The sequence below is a fragment of the Pedobacter steynii genome (assembly GCF_900103665.1).
Classification (GTDB): Bacteria; Bacteroidota; Bacteroidia; order Sphingobacteriales; family Sphingobacteriaceae; genus Pedobacter; species Pedobacter steynii.
The window spans coordinates 1-14,308 of the sequence record NZ_FNGY01000002.1; the positions used below are offsets into that span (position 1 = coordinate 1).

Below are 14,308 nucleotides of genomic sequence, written 5' to 3' on the forward strand. Positions count from 1 at the left end.
CAAAAACATTGAATTCTTCCTTTTCAGACTTACTCAACTATATGCTTAAAATCGGAAAAACATATTACTGCTCCACAACATTTGGCATTGATCCAAATAAATGAACTTATTTTAATTTTATTGGGATTTCTAAAAAACTATTCTATCTTTGCAATCCGAAATAAATAAATCCTAACTGCGGAAGTGGCGTAATTGGTAGCCGCACCAGACTTAGGATCTGGCGCTTCACGGCGTGGGGGTTCGAGTCCCTTCTTCCGCACAACAATTAGAAAACAGCCTCAAAAGGGCTGTTTTTGTTTTATACAGCAAAATTTACCTGCGCTGAACAGATAGAAATCAGCTTCGTTTTTTTAGTGTAGGTCCATGAGATTCAGACAATCTGCAGATATAATTTTTTAAATTATACACTTTGAAATCAACAAAAAAGAATATATTTGCGCCCTCGAAAAGGAAATTTGAGCGATGGATTGGAAGTCAATTCTTCCGCAATAAATTTCCTCCGCAACCCGGAGGATTTTTTGTATAAAGACACTAATAATTATTGATTCAGAAAGATGAACATTACACAGGAAAAAATTAACGACTTAAATGCAGTTGTAAAGATTAAGATTTCACCTGAAGATTATACTGAAAAGGTTGATAAATCTATAAGAGAGCAAGCTAAAAAAGCAAACCTTCCTGGTTTTCGTAAAGGAATGGTTCCTGCAGCACACATCAAGAAGATGTATGGCAGAAGCATTTTGGTGGAAGAAATCAATACCCTGTTGAGCGAAACATTAAGCAAACACCTTACTGATAATAAAGTTGAAATCCTTGGTCAGCCTTTACCGGTGATGGATGATACTAAAGAATTCAAATGGGACAATACAGATGAATTCGAGTTTGACTACGAATTGGGTCTTGCACCTGAGGTAGAGGTAAAAATCACTGCCAAAGATAAATTCACTCAATTCAACGTTAAAGCAGACGAAGAAACATTAGCTTCCCGTATCAAAAATATCAGAAGAAGCTATGGCAAAATGACAAACCCTGAAGTTTCGGCAGAAGATGACGTCCTTTATGCCGAATTAGCACAACTTTCTGCTGATGGTTCAATTTTTGAAGGTGGCATCAACAGTACTGGTTCTATTCGTTTAGATCAGGTAGCTGATAAAAAGATTTTAAAATCTTTAGTAGGTTTAAAAAAGGATGATGTAGTTGAACTTGATGTTCAGAAAGCTTTTGATAAGAATGAGGTGATCATCGCCAAATTGTTAAACATTGCTGAAGAAGATGCAAAAGAATTACAATCTAAATTCCAGGTAACGGTTAAAAATGTAAACCGATTAGAGGAATCTGATTTAAACCAGGAGTTCTTTGATAAATTATTTGGTGAAGGTGTAGTGACTGACGAAGCTGGTTTTACCGCTAAAATCACTGAGGAAGTAGAAAGCATGTTCAAACAGGATGCAGACCGCAAATTGCAGAACGACATGTACACTAAACTAATTGAAAGTGTGAAAATGGAATTGCCTGATGAGTTTTTACGTAAGTGGTTGAAAGCTACAAACGAAAAACTAACGGAGGCTGAGCTTGCAGAAGGATATGAGGATTTCGCTAAAAACCTTAAATGGACTTTAATCGAGAACAAACTGATTAAAGACAATAGCATCGAAATTAAATATGAGGATGTATTCGCAACTGCTAAACAACGTTTAGATGCACAGTTCAGAATGTATAGCCCAAGCCCAATGCCGGAAGATCAGTTGGCGCAATACACCGCTACTTTCCTGAAAGAGAAAGACAACGCAAACCGCATTTTTGATGAAGTAAAAGCAATTAAAGTTTTTGAATATATTCAATCTGTTGCCACTTTAGACCAAAAAGAAATAGCTTATAATAAATTTATAGAATTGAAGTAATCCAGGGAAAACCCAATACTTTTAGTTTATAATTACAGATAAGGCGGCTTTATTAAGGCCGCCTTGTTTATATAAAGAGATTCGAGAATTTTACAATACCACAATAAATAACCAATTTAGTTTAATTAATTTGGTGAAAATTGGGTTGATAATTAAAGAAAAATAGATATACTGATGAAACCTGCGAAGCAAGCTGCATCACAATTAAAAGAAAAATAGATATACTGATGAAAATAGACAAAGACGAATTTAGAAAATACGCAGTTAAACACCATCGTATTAATGGTTTAAACGTGGATCGTTTTATTGGTACAACCAATAACTCTCCAAAAAGCATGACGCCTTACATCATTGAAGAGCGTCAGCTTAACGTGGCACAAATGGATGTGTTCTCCCGTTTAATGATGGACCGTATCATCTTTTTAGGTGATGCCATTTATGATGGTAACGCGAACATTATACAAGCTCAGTTGTTGTTTTTGCAATCTACAGATAACAACAGAGACATTCAGATCTATATCAACTCACCAGGTGGTTCTGTATATGCAGGATTAGGTATCTATGATACCATGCAATACATCACACCAGATGTAGCTACGATCTGTACCGGTATGGCCGCTTCTATGGGAGCAGTACTATTGGTAGCAGGTGCTAAAGGAAAACGTGCTGCATTGCCACACTCACGTGTGATGATTCACCAACCTTCAGGTGGTGCACAGGGAGTTGCTTCAGATATGGAGATCAACTTAAGAGAGATGCTGAAATTAAAGAAAGAATTGTATGACATCATTTCAAACCACTCCGGACAATCGTACGAATGGGTAGAGAAAGCTTCAGACCGTGATTACTGGATGAAAGCAGACGAGGCGAAAAGCTTTGGAATGATTGATGAAGTGCTGGGAGCGAATAACAAAGAAAATAATGGCTAAACAAAATAAAGAATCTCGTTGCTCTTTTTGTGGCTCAGGTAAGCAGGATACATTAATGCTTATTGAAGGTCTTGATGCCTACATTTGCGATAAATGTGTGACTCAGGCCAATCAACTCCTGGTACAGGAGCTTGGGAGTAAGAAAGCGAAATCTTTAGACTCTTCAATTACCTTATTGAAGCCTATGGAAATCAAAGCACATATTGATCAGTATGTAATTGGTCAGGATGATGCCAAGAAAGTCCTTTCTGTAGCGGTGTATAACCACTATAAGAGGTTAGGTCAAAAGGTAAATCAGGAGGATGAAGTAGAGATTGAAAAATCGAACATCATGCTGGTAGGGGAAACCGGAACCGGAAAAACCTTATTGGCGAAAACGATCGCCAAGATCCTGCATGTTCCTTTCTGCATTTGCGATGCGACGGTTCTGACCGAAGCTGGTTATGTAGGAGAAGATGTGGAAAGCATCCTGACCCGTTTGCTTCAGGCTGCGGATTATGATGTGGCTTCGGCAGAACGCGGAATTGTTTACATCGATGAGGTGGATAAAGTAGCACGTAAAAGCGATAACCCTTCCATCACCAGAGATGTATCGGGAGAAGGCGTACAACAGGCCTTGTTGAAGATCTTAGAGGGAACGGTAGTGAATGTTCCACCTCAGGGCGGACGTAAGCACCCTGATCAGAAAATGATCCCGGTAAATACGAATAATATCCTCTTCATCTGCGGTGGCGCATTTGATGGTATTGAGCGTAAGATTGCGAACAGGTTACGTACGCAGGCCGTAGGTTATAAAGTGAAAAAAGACGATGCAGAGCTTGACCTTAAAAACCTTTACAAATACATTACTCCTCAGGATTTAAAATCTTTTGGTTTGATTCCTGAACTGATTGGTCGTGTACCGGTGTTAACGCACCTTAACCCATTGGATAAACAGGCATTACGGAACATCCTGACAGAACCTAAGAATTCTTTATTCCGTCAGTACGTGAAACTGTTTGAATTTGAAGGCGTGAAATTGGTTTTTGAAGATGATGTATTAGATTTTATTGTCGACAAAGCAATGGAATACAAACTGGGAGCAAGGGGCTTACGCTCGATCTGCGAAGCAATTATGCTGGATGCCATGTTTGACATTCCTTCCGACCCGAGTATAAAGGAGCTGAGCATTACGCTCGACTACGCGGTAGAGAAATTTGAAAAGGCCGACTTTAAAAAGTTAAAAGCAGCTTAAAAAATTTAATCCCCGTTTTACGGGGATTTTTTTTAACTTGTTATATTAGGATTTGATCCTGCCAAGGCCTCCCGGCCCATGTACCACCCTCTGATCACCGATAAAGTGGAAGCTGTTTAAGACAGCAACAATTATGAATAATAGAAAAGGAGAAAATATATGAATGAAGAATTAGAAGTAAACAAAGACGGAAATGAGAAAAAAGGAAAGAAAGCTAAAGAAGTAGAATCTGCGGTAAAATCGGGTTTGAAATCTAAAGGTGATATCGTTAAGAACTGGTTGCCAAGATATACCGGCAGACCACTTGAGGAATTTGGACAATATATCCTGTTGACAAATTTCAGTAAATATGTTCAGATGTTCTCAGAATGGCATGACAATGCGCCTATCGTAGGTCTGGATAAACCGATGCAAAGTGTAACCGCCAACGGAATTACCATCATCAATTTTGGTATGGGAAGTCCAATGGCAGCAACCATGATGGACCTGCTTACTGCAATCAGTCCGAAAGCAGTATTGTTCCTTGGAAAATGTGGTGGATTGAAGAAGAAAAACCAACTTGGCGATCTGATCCTCCCAATTGCAGCGATCAGAGGAGAAGGTACGTCCAATGACTACTTCCCTGCTGAAGTGCCTGCATTACCGGCCTTCGCTTTGCAAAAAGCAATCTCTACCACGATCCGTGACCATTCCAGAGATTATTGGACAGGAACTTGTTATACCACCAACCGCAGGGTTTGGGAGCACGATAAGACCTTTAAAAAATACCTGAAAAGCCTGCGCGCCATGGCTGTAGATATGGAAACTGCAACGATCTTCACTACAGGATTTGCAAATAAGATTCCAACAGGTGCATTACTATTGGTTTCTGATCAGCCGATGATTCCTGAAGGCGTAAAAACGGCAGAAAGCGATAGCAATGTAACCAGCACTTATGTGGAAACACACTTGAAAATAGGAATAGATTCCTTAAAACAGTTGATTAATAACGGATTAACAGTGAAACACTTGCACTTTTAATCTTCATCTGCACTTTTAGGATAATCAAATTCTAATAAATTTCCGGTATGGTGGCTTAGTTGTTCCCACTTGTCAAATGGAAACTCCATAAGCACTGTACCACATGTAGGGACGTTATAGATATTCGCATTACTCAGGTAATTGGCGAAATCTGTAAGCCCTGGATTGTGACCAAACAAAGCAACCCTTTCGTATTTATCACTCAGCTTATTGACGACCTTTAACAGGGCCGTTACATTGGCTTCGTAGATAGAAGTTTCTTCCTGAATCTGGCTTAAAGGTTTATTCCATACCTCAGCAAAGTTTTTAGCGGTAGTGAGGGCACGTAAAGCCGGACTGCTAACCACCAGCTGCGGGACCAAATCTTTATGAAGAATCCGGGTTGCCATTTCCGGAGCATTTCTTAAGCCCCTGGAATTTAATGGCCTGTCGAAATCAGAAAGGTGACTATTGCCCCATTCAGATTTTCCGTGCCGTACTAAGAGAAGTTGCTTCGCCATTATTGAGTTTATTTATTACACTATTAACAACAGTTGATTCAGCTAAATTGTTCATACAGGCAAAATCTCCCCGATAACAAGGGACATTTCCATAGACTGAACAGGGTCTGCAGTAAAGGTCAATCTGAACCGCATCGGCCATAGATTGTCCATAGCCTAAAAATCCGGCATATGGATGGGTAGCGCCCCAGACAGAAACTACAGGTATGTTTTTTAAAGAAGCGAGGTGCATTCCTGAAGAATCCATGCTCAGCATGACATCCAGATTGGAAATAAACGCCAGTTCTTCCTCAAGTTTAACCTTTCTGACCAGGGAACGTACGTTTTCGTGCTTTGATGCCCAGTTGTCGGCGATTTCTTCCTCTTCCGGAGTTCCGCCAAAAATAAACAGCTGATGTCCGAGATCGGCCAGTGAATAAACTACTGATTCCATTTTGTGCAGGGGATAGACTTTTTGCAGGTGTTGGGCAAAAGGGCTTACCCCAATCCATTTTTGGGTCTTAGGAGGAAACATTTCCGTATTCAGCACTGCTGGCGAAACTTTTTTTAAGGTATTGGAAAGGGTAAAAGGGTAACCCAGTTTTTTGAATACTTCTGCATACCTTTCGACGGTTTGTTGAAGAGGTGCAAAGACCTTGTCCTTTTTACGGGTAAGCAGGGATTTTTCTTTTCTTCCTTTATTGATCGTTACCCGCTTCACCCCCTGGAAGAAGAACAGTAAAGTCAATATCCTGCTTCTCAGATTTTGGTGGAGATCGGCCACTGCCGTAATGTGGTGTTTCCTTAATTCCAGAAAAAGCCTGACGATGCCAAAAAAGCCTTTGTGTCTTTTTGAAGGATCAAAAGGGATAAAGGTCAGGTTCTCTACACCATGGAAGAAAGGCCGGAAAAATTCCCGGCTAATGAAAAGGACTTCTGTATCAGGGTAATGTTGATTGAACTCTTTTAAAATGGGAGCCGTCATGGCTACATCCCCCATGGCGGAGAAACGGATTACTAATATTTTAGTAGTTTCTTTGAGCATTAATTACTTAGGGTTGTAAAGCACCGGATTAAGACTCGGGTCATTATACATTTTCATTTGTTTGTAAACCTTCATGTATTTTTCACCGCTCTTAATGTCAGCCATTAAGTCATCTAAGCTAGCAGAAAGATCGGTCTGTTGGTTTAACAGAATGTTAAGTTTAACGGTGCAATTCTGTTTATGTTCTTCAGAAGCATCACTGCGCTGACTCTCTTCGCCCATATGGTATACCTTTAAGGCGAGGATGGACAATCTGTCGATTACCCAGGCAGGGCTTTCAGAGTTGATCTTTGCTGTTGCTGAAGGGACGATGTCTTTAAACTCTTCCAGAAAGTAACTGTCAATATATTCCACGACATCCGTACGTTCCTGATTGGAAGCATCGATGCGGCGCTTCCATTGCAAGCCTTCTACGGGATCTATTTCAGGATTACGAACCACATCTTCCATGTGCCATTGTACGGTATCAATCCAGCATTTCAAATAAAGCAGGTGTTCAATAGTGCTTATTTTGTAGGTATTGTGGATCGGTTGGTCAATGTTATTGTGGAGGTGATAATCATTAATCGCATCCTGAAATATTTTATTGCAAAGCTTACTAATCATGGATCAAAGGTAAGGATAACTATTTTTTATTGCTGAAGTATTCTGAGATATCTTGAAGGGACATGGCATTGAGACATTGTGCGGCGGTTAAGCTTCCTTTTCTTCCGATCAGGGTACCATAATGCATGTCGTAAAATCCTTCCATACGGTGTGCATCCGGATTGATGGAAAGCAATACGCCTTTTTCTAAAGCATAACGGTGCCAGCGCCAGTCCAGGTCCAAGCGTAAGGGGTTGGCATTGATCTCTATTACGACCTTATTTGCAGCACAGGCGTCTATTACTTTTGCATAATCAATCGGATATCCTTTTCTGCTGAGTAGTAATCTTCCGGTTGGGTGGCCCAGAATGGTGGTATAAGGGTTCTCAATCGCTTTAATTAGTCGCGCTGTAGCCTTTTCTTCATCCATGCGTAAATTGCTGTGTACGGAAGCTACGACAAAGTCGAAGGTTTTCAGGATGTCATCGCTATAGTCCAGAGATCCGTCGTTTAGGATGTCACTTTCAATTCCTTTAAAAATTTTGAAAGGAGCAAGCTTCATATTTAATGCGTCAATTTCCTGGTGTTGGGCATATAGGCGTTGTTCATTCAATCCATTGGCATAAAATGCCGATTTTGAGTGGTCACATATTCCAAAGTATTCCATTTTCAGGTTGTCTTTACAATAAGTCGCCATTTGCTCTAAAGTATGCACGCCATCGCTCCAGGTGGAGTGGTTGTGCAAACTGCCTTTCAGATCTTCATAAGTGATCAGCTCAGGAAGCTTGTTCTCTTTTGCGAGTTCTACTTCGTTGAGTCCTTCGCGCAGCTCAGGAGCTACGAAAGCCAAACCTGCGGCTTTATAAATTGAGGCTTCATCTTCAAAAGGACCAGATCCTGCTAAGGCGAGAACTTCATTTACATGTTGCTCATTCCCGGTCAGCTTAAACCAGTTCAGATAGAAATCTTCTTTTTGAACAAGGTGTAATTGCACTTTTAATCCGGAAATACTAGTCGCGGCATAAGATCCATCTGCTTGTTCTTCAAAAGCAATGGCTTCAAATGAAGCTATTTTCTCCTGAACTTCTGCAACCTGATCCGCACCAATCAGGAAGGGTACACCTTCTATGATTTCCATGCAACGACGGTATTCACCGGCGATTCCCAACAGGGGTTCTCCGCTAATGGTATTTAGCCAAACGGCCAATTCAGAATATAGGGTGTTTACTGAACTTTCAGCATGGGCATACAGGAACTTTCCTTGTCCGGCCATTCTGAATTCAATGATCTTTTTTATCTCTTCCTGGGTTTTTAGACCGAAACCCTTGGCTTCAATAAGACGGTTTTCATTGCAGGCATAATAAAGTTCTCCGATACTTTCAATACCAAGATCCTTCCAGATGACCCCTATTTTCTTAGGACCAATACCTTTGATGCCCAGCATCTCTACAATACCCTCCGGTGTTTCTGCAACAATGTCTGTTAAATCAGTCATCGTTCCTGTTTCCAGCAATTCCCATACTTTGGAGGAGATGCTTTTTCCAAGTCCGTCGATCTGTGCGATTTCTTCCAGGCTTTTGCCCTGAACAGCATAAGGGAGTTTATCTACTTTGAAAGCAGCATTCGCTACTGATTTAATCTTAAAAGGGTTCTCATTGTGCAATTCCATCAATTGAGAAAGCAGGCGCAAGTTGCGTGCAATGGTCTTATTTTCCATGGGAGGGCTAAATTAAATAAAAAGCCCCGGTTTTCCGATTATTTAGGAAGGACTTATCCTTCGTTTATTTTTCTTCGAAATAGAAAAAGGTGTCTGAAAAATGAGCTTCACCTATCGGAGAACCATTCTTCAGACACCTTCTTTAAGATTTTAACTTATTGTACTGTAATGTCAAAAGGCATTCTCGCCTGTATTCCTGACTTGGAGATCGCAGATTTGATCTGCTGATAAATCAGGTAATTGGCACCCAGTTCCTGTTTTGCATAATGGTTTTTTATTTTGTCAGTAGAGTTTTCAAGAAGGGATCTGATCGGGTCCAGCATTTCCGGATATTCCACGATTCTATATTCGGTAATTTTTGCTTTTTTAGCGGCGGCGGTGATGGCATCATGGAAACTGCCGGTTCTGTCTGCCAGTCCGATTTTAACGGCATCTGTCCCAACCCACACACGTCCGCCTGCAATACTGTCGATATAAGTTTTACTTTTCTTACGGCCATCAGCAACGCGGCTGATAAAGGCATCGTAGGTTCGGTTTACTCCATTCTGAACGATCAGTCTTTCTCCGGGAGTCATCGGGCGGTTGACGCTCATGATGTCTGCATATTGTCCGGTTTTAACCCCGTCGAAAGTAATGCCAAGCTCTTTATTCATCAGCTTCTGAAAGTTAGGAATCATTCCAAAAACACCGATTGAACCTGTAATGGTATTCGGTTGAACAAAGATAGAGTCTGCACCACAGGCAATGTAATAACCTCCTGAGGCAGCCACATTACCAAATGAAGCAATCACAGGTTTTACTTTCTTCGTCAACACGACTTCTCTCCAGATCACATCTGACGCCAATGCGCTGCCGCCTGGTGAGTTGACCCTTAAAACAATGGCTTTAATGTTCGTATCTGTTCTGGCTTTTCTGATCGCCCTGGAAATTCTTTCCGAGCCAATCTGATCATTGTTGCCTTCTCCGCCCATAATGTCACCGTTGGCATAGATGATCGCAATCTTGGTTTTATTGGTGTTTCCCTTGCCAGACATGATCACATTTTTCGCGTAATCATTAATGGATACGGTAGAAAGGTTACTTTTTTTATCTGTTCCACTCAGGGATTTTAGTTCATCAAGAATCTGGTCTTTGTACTTTAATCCATCGACCATTTTATATTTTTCCGCATCTTTTGGCTGCTGAATTTTATAATGATCAGCAATCTGGTAAAGACTGTCTTTATTGATATTTCTGCTTTTGGAAATGTCGCCAAGGAAGGTTGCATATAAACCATTCAGGTAAGCGGTTACCTGTTCCCTGTTTTTATCACTCATTTTATCAGCAATGAAAGGCTCAACGGCACTTTTGTAAGTACCTACCCTGATGATTTGTGCTTCTATCCCTAGTTTGTCCAGGGCACCTTTAAAGAAAACCAGTTGAGAACTCAGTCCTTTAAATTCCAGAGCTCCCTCAGGGTTTAAATATACTTTATCAGCTGCTGAAGCCAGGTAATAAGCACCCTGGGTATATACTTCGCTATAGGCAATGATTTTCTTTTTGCTGGTTTTGAAGTCGAGAAGGGCATCTCTGATTTCTTTCATATTGGCAAATCCGGCATTCGGAGCAGTTACATTCAGGTAAATACATTTTATGTTGTCGTCTGTTTTAGCTTCTTTCAACGCTTTGATGATATCGGTAAAGCCGATACTTTTTTGTCCGTCATCTCCTACGATTGGAAGATCGGATAGGGGATCATTGAAGGTGCGTTCCGTTACGGATTGATCCAGATTAAGGTATAGTACGGTATTGCTGTCTACAACCACGCTTTTATCTTCACCTATGGAAGAAACGATGCCCACAATCAGCACAATAAAAAGGACAATAAGCAAGCCTATTGATAGCACGACGCCTACGACAGTTGCAAAAACATACTTAAAAAATTCTTTCATTTGACGGTTAAATATTTAATTTGTAAATATAGGTAAAAAAATGCCTGAGGCTTTTATATGCAGTTGGATAGTAAAAATGTTTATTTGTTACTGGGAAGTAATTTAGGAGATCGGGAAATGCTGCTGACTGAAGCAGTTGAACAAATTGGAAATAGGGTAGGCCCTGTATTTTCAAGGTCTTCGGTTTATGAAACTGCTGCCTGGGGGAAGGCCGATCAACCTTCGTTCCTGAATATGGCGGTGGGTGTAAATACGATGTTGTCGCCCCTGGAAGTACTGCAGGAAGTGTTGGCAATTGAAGAGGAACTGGGTAGGGTCCGGAAAGAGAAATGGGGTTCCCGCCTGATTGATATTGATGTAATTCTGTTTGCTGATCAGATTGTAAATATCGGTGAGCAACTTCAAATCCCTCATCCTCAGATGCAATACAGAAGATTTGTTCTTGAACCTTTAACGGAGATTGCAGGAGAAGTAATTCATCCCATTCTTCAGAAGAGTGTATCAGAAATATTAGGTATATTAGATGATAATTTAACTGTAACAAAAATTTAATTTATTAGTTTTGTTTGATGATCGACCCAATTAAAAATAACGAGCCTCTGGATCTTTCGTACCTGAGGGATATGTCTGGAGATAGTGCCGAGTTTATAATAGAAATGCTGGACTTGTTTAAGGCTCAGACTCCGGCTTATGTGGCGGATTTAGGAAAGGCTATTGCTGATAAAGATTGGGCACGGGCATCGAGCTGTGCACATAAGATAAAGCCTACGTTTGCTTATGTAGGTCGTAATGATGCCAGAGAGCATATGCAAATGATGGAGCGGAATGCAAGAGAGTTGAATCATGTGGAAGATTTACCAAAGGCATTCAGCGAAGTCTGTGATTTCGTGGAAATTCTGTATAAACAACTGGATCAGTCCAAGGCAGAACTGGAAAAACGGCTTTAAATTTTAGCCGTTTTTTGTTCTATGATGGATAACAGGATATAGAGCACCAGAATCAGCGGGATACCCGCAAACTTAAAGATCAGCAGCAATACTATTGCTGACAGGATGAGCGTATACCTGAATTTGTTCTCCGCAAAACCAAAGCTTTTAAACTTTAGTGCAATTAATGGCAGTTCACTAATCAACAGGTAACATACCAGAGGAATAAATGCCAGGTATAACACCACTGTAAGCGTCGAGCTGTCGAAATAAAAAGTGTCACTTTCGTAAATGAAGGGTACCGAAGCAATTACTGCCGAAATTGCCGGCGTTGGAACGCCTATGAATTTGTCAGTTTGCCGTGTGTCCAGGTTGAATTTTGCCAGTCGGTAAGCCGAAAATACGGCTACAAAAAATGCCAGGTAGGAAAGTATAGGGAAATCCGTATAGCCGAAAAAAGATTTCGGAGCCATATGAAACAGGATGACCGAGGGCAATACACCAAAGCTCACCATATCTGCCAGGGAATCCAGTTCTTTGCCCATAGGCCCGCTTACATTCAGCAGTCGGGCGGCAAAACCATCAAAAAAGTCGATGATCAGGGAGATTAGGATGCACAAAGCGGCAGACCTTAAATCCTGGTTAAAAGCGAAAACAATACCAATACATCCGGTGAACAGGTTCGCGGAAGTAATGGCATTGGGGATCTGTTTAATTATCATTTAAAAGCTTTTCTGATGAATTAGCTGTTCATGGAAATTAAAAACTCTTCGTTGGTCTTCGTATTTCTGATTTGTTGCTGTACAAACTCCATCGCTTCCTGAGCATTCATATCTGCAAGGTGGTTACGCAAGATCCAAACACGTTGTAACGTGTCTCTGTCGTGCAGTAAATCATCTCTACGTGTACTTGAAGCAGTGATGTCAATTGCAGGGAAGATACGTTTGTTCGATAGCTTACGATCCAGTTGAAGCTCCATGTTACCGGTACCTTTAAATTCTTCAAAGATCACCTCATCCATTTTAGATCCTGTATCTGTTAGTGCAGTTGCAAGGATGGTTAATGAACCTCCTCTTTCGATGTTACGTGCAGCACCAAAGAAACGCTTAGGCTTGTGCAATGCATTTGCATCCACACCACCTGATAAGATTTTTCCTGAAGCAGGAGCGGTCGTATTGTAAGCTCTGGCTAACCTGGTAATCGAATCCAGAAGAATCACTACATCATGACCACATTCTACCAGACGTTTTGCTTTTTCAAGCACAATGTTTGCAATCTTTACATGTCTTTCTGCCGGCTCATCAAAAGTAGAAGCAATCACTTCTGCTCTTACGCTTCTCGCCATATCTGTTACCTCTTCCGGACGCTCATCGATCAATAGAATGATCAGGTAAACTTCAGGATGGTTTTTAGCAATGGCATTGGCCACTTCTTTCAACAAATTGGTTTTACCGGTTTTAGGCTGTGCTACGATCAGACCACGTTGTCCTTTACCTATCGGGGTAAACAGATCTATGATCCTGGTCGAATAGTTATTGCTTTCTGTGAAAAGGTTTAACCTTTCTGTAGGGAACAAAGGAGTCAGGTAGTCAAATGGAACACGATCCCTTACATCAGCAGGTAAACGTCCGTTGATGGTTTCTACCCTTACCAATGGGAAATATTTTTCACCTTCTTTCGGAGGGCGGATGCTTCCTTTTACCGTATCACCGGTTTTTAAACCAAATAATTTGATTTGAGACTGAGATACATAAATATCATCGGGTGAAGACAGGTAATTGTAATCAGCGGATCTTAAAAAGCCATATCCGTCTGGCATGATCTCTAATACCCCTTCATTGGTGATGGTATTGTCGAAATCCAGGTTGGAATAGCTGTTTTCGTTTTGTTTCTGATTTCCACCGCTGTTATTTCCGGTGTTGTTGTTATTATTCGGGTTTTTTGGAGCCCTGTTTTCGTCTCTTACGGGACGGTGTTTTTTGAGCTCTGGTGCCGGAGCAGCAACCACTTCTTCTTTCACTTCAGAAATGACTTCTGTGGCAGTTTCCGGAGCTTCTGCTACAACTTTCGCCGGAGCCGATATTTTTTTCTCTTCTTTAACGGGGGCTGCCTGGGCAGGCTGATCGTCAAATAAAGATGCCCTGTTAAAGTTGTTGTTCTTGCTTTCTTCTTCCTCTTTAGGTGTTATTCTAATCCTTTTTCTGGTTGTTTTTTCAGCAGCGTTTTCCTTTACAGCTTTTGTTTTCGCCACTTTTGCAGGCGCTTCGCCTTCAATGGGTTCAACACTCTGTTGCTGTTCGGTGATTTGAGCGATAATTTCAACCAGTTCAGCTTTACGCAACTCGTCAGCATTTAGGATACCTTGAGTCTTAGCAATCTCACGCAATTCGGCAGTGAGTTTTTCATTTAATTCTGTTTTATTAAACATTATATAGGTGTAGAGAATTTTTTAAAAAAAAGTATTTATCCAATGAACAGAGCAAAAAATGCGTTTATAAAAGATGGTATGGAACAAAATTTTATTGAGATTTTCTGGAATGG

The 14,308-nt window shown here is 40.8% G+C and carries 13 protein-coding genes and 1 tRNA gene; 7 read left to right on the forward strand and 7 right to left on the reverse strand.

Features of this window, described 5'->3' with window-relative positions; translation table 11 throughout:
• Window positions 1-177: 177 nt before the first annotated feature.
• From BLQ87_RS04290 to BLQ87_RS04310, 5 genes are all read left to right on the forward strand, one after another.
• Window positions 178-259: transfer RNA gene (locus BLQ87_RS04290), tRNA-Leu, on the forward strand.
• Between the two features lie 295 nt (window positions 260-554).
• A complete protein-coding gene (gene tig / locus BLQ87_RS04295) occupies window positions 555-1,901 on the forward strand; it encodes a trigger factor (protein WP_074604944.1) in 1,347 nt (448 codons plus the stop codon).
• Between the two features lie 227 nt (window positions 1,902-2,128).
• Window positions 2,129-2,830 (forward strand): ATP-dependent Clp endopeptidase proteolytic subunit ClpP, encoded by a 702-nt coding sequence (clpP, locus tag BLQ87_RS04300; protein ID WP_074604945.1) that lies wholly within the window; start codon window positions 2,129-2,131, stop codon window positions 2,828-2,830.
• Window positions 2,823-4,064: an ATP-dependent Clp protease ATP-binding subunit ClpX gene (clpX, locus tag BLQ87_RS04305; protein WP_074604946.1), complete on the forward strand. Its 1,242-nt coding sequence runs from the start codon at window positions 2,823-2,825 to the stop codon at window positions 4,062-4,064. Before clpP ends, clpX begins: the two co-directional genes overlap by 8 nt.
• A gap of 159 nt (window positions 4,065-4,223) precedes the next feature.
• Window positions 4,224-5,084: an AMP nucleosidase gene (locus BLQ87_RS04310; RefSeq protein ID WP_074604947.1), complete on the forward strand. Its 861-nt coding sequence runs from the start codon at window positions 4,224-4,226 to the stop codon at window positions 5,082-5,084.
• Here BLQ87_RS04310 and BLQ87_RS04315 read toward each other — a convergent pair.
• From BLQ87_RS04315 to sppA, 5 genes are all read right to left on the reverse strand, one after another.
• Window positions 5,081-5,584, reverse strand: a complete 504-nt coding sequence (locus BLQ87_RS04315; protein ID WP_074604948.1) for a SixA phosphatase family protein — start codon at window positions 5,582-5,584, stop codon at window positions 5,081-5,083. The two genes, BLQ87_RS04310 and BLQ87_RS04315, sit on opposite strands and share 4 nt — an antisense overlap.
• The gene (locus BLQ87_RS04320) at window positions 5,544-6,608 is read right to left on the reverse strand and encodes a glycosyltransferase family 9 protein (protein ID WP_074604949.1); all 1,065 of its coding nucleotides are present in this window, start codon (window positions 6,606-6,608) and stop codon (window positions 5,544-5,546) included. Before BLQ87_RS04320 ends, BLQ87_RS04315 begins: the two co-directional genes overlap by 41 nt.
• 3 nt (window positions 6,609-6,611) lie before the next feature.
• Window positions 6,612-7,214 (reverse strand): DUF4254 domain-containing protein, encoded by a 603-nt coding sequence (locus BLQ87_RS04325; RefSeq protein ID WP_074604950.1) that lies wholly within the window; start codon window positions 7,212-7,214, stop codon window positions 6,612-6,614.
• Between the two features lie 19 nt (window positions 7,215-7,233).
• Window positions 7,234-8,910, reverse strand: a complete 1,677-nt coding sequence (locus tag BLQ87_RS04330) for a DNA polymerase/3'-5' exonuclease PolX (RefSeq protein WP_074604951.1) — start codon at window positions 8,908-8,910, stop codon at window positions 7,234-7,236.
• A gap of 155 nt (window positions 8,911-9,065) precedes the next feature.
• Window positions 9,066-10,841, reverse strand: a complete 1,776-nt coding sequence (sppA, locus tag BLQ87_RS04335; RefSeq protein WP_074604952.1) for a signal peptide peptidase SppA — start codon at window positions 10,839-10,841, stop codon at window positions 9,066-9,068.
• 57 nt (window positions 10,842-10,898) lie between these two features.
• On the opposite strand from sppA, the gene folK reads away from it, so the two are divergent.
• Together folK and BLQ87_RS04345 are read left to right on the forward strand one after the other, a co-directional pair.
• Window positions 10,899-11,393, forward strand: coding sequence for a 2-amino-4-hydroxy-6-hydroxymethyldihydropteridine diphosphokinase (gene folK / locus BLQ87_RS04340; protein WP_074604953.1), 495 nt, complete (start codon window positions 10,899-10,901; stop codon window positions 11,391-11,393).
• Between the two features lie 17 nt (window positions 11,394-11,410).
• Complete coding sequence (locus tag BLQ87_RS04345; protein WP_074604954.1) at window positions 11,411-11,788, forward strand: Hpt domain-containing protein; 378 nt, start codon at window positions 11,411-11,413, stop codon at window positions 11,786-11,788.
• Here BLQ87_RS04345 and pssA read toward each other — a convergent pair.
• Together pssA and rho are read right to left on the reverse strand one after the other, a co-directional pair.
• On the reverse strand, window positions 11,785-12,489 hold the full coding sequence (gene pssA / locus BLQ87_RS04350; protein ID WP_074604955.1) for a CDP-diacylglycerol--serine O-phosphatidyltransferase: 705 nt from the start codon (window positions 12,487-12,489) through the stop codon (window positions 11,785-11,787). The two genes, BLQ87_RS04345 and pssA, sit on opposite strands and share 4 nt — an antisense overlap.
• A gap of 20 nt (window positions 12,490-12,509) precedes the next feature.
• The gene (gene rho, locus BLQ87_RS04355; RefSeq protein ID WP_143010345.1) at window positions 12,510-14,195 is read right to left on the reverse strand and encodes a transcription termination factor Rho; all 1,686 of its coding nucleotides are present in this window, start codon (window positions 14,193-14,195) and stop codon (window positions 12,510-12,512) included.
• Between the last annotated feature and the right edge of the window lie 113 nt (window positions 14,196-14,308).

Bases quoted from the DNA above. Each gene is read 5' to 3' on its own strand.
- tig (WP_074604944.1), top strand. From the start codon at position 555: ATGAACATTACACAGGAAAAAATTAACGACTTAAATGCAGTTGTAAAG.
- clpP (WP_074604945.1), top strand. From the start codon at position 2,129: ATGAAAATAGACAAAGACGAATTTAGAAAATACGCAGTTAAACACCAT.
- clpX (WP_074604946.1), top strand. From the start codon at position 2,823: ATGGCTAAACAAAATAAAGAATCTCGTTGCTCTTTTTGTGGCTCAGGT.
- BLQ87_RS04310 (WP_074604947.1), top strand. From the start codon at position 4,224: ATGAATGAAGAATTAGAAGTAAACAAAGACGGAAATGAGAAAAAAGGA.
- BLQ87_RS04315 (WP_074604948.1), bottom strand. From the start codon at position 5,584: ATGGCGAAGCAACTTCTCTTAGTACGGCACGGAAAATCTGAATGGGGC.
- BLQ87_RS04320 (WP_074604949.1), bottom strand. From the start codon at position 6,608: ATGCTCAAAGAAACTACTAAAATATTAGTAATCCGTTTCTCCGCCATG.
- BLQ87_RS04325 (WP_074604950.1), bottom strand. From the start codon at position 7,214: ATGATTAGTAAGCTTTGCAATAAAATATTTCAGGATGCGATTAATGAT.
- BLQ87_RS04330 (WP_074604951.1), bottom strand. From the start codon at position 8,910: ATGGAAAATAAGACCATTGCACGCAACTTGCGCCTGCTTTCTCAATTG.
- sppA (WP_074604952.1), bottom strand. From the start codon at position 10,841: ATGAAAGAATTTTTTAAGTATGTTTTTGCAACTGTCGTAGGCGTCGTG.
- folK (WP_074604953.1), top strand. From the start codon at position 10,899: ATGCAGTTGGATAGTAAAAATGTTTATTTGTTACTGGGAAGTAATTTA.
- BLQ87_RS04345 (WP_074604954.1), top strand. From the start codon at position 11,411: ATGATCGACCCAATTAAAAATAACGAGCCTCTGGATCTTTCGTACCTG.
- pssA (WP_074604955.1), bottom strand. From the start codon at position 12,489: ATGATAATTAAACAGATCCCCAATGCCATTACTTCCGCGAACCTGTTC.
- rho (WP_143010345.1), bottom strand. From the start codon at position 14,195: ATGTTTAATAAAACAGAATTAAATGAAAAACTCACTGCCGAATTGCGT.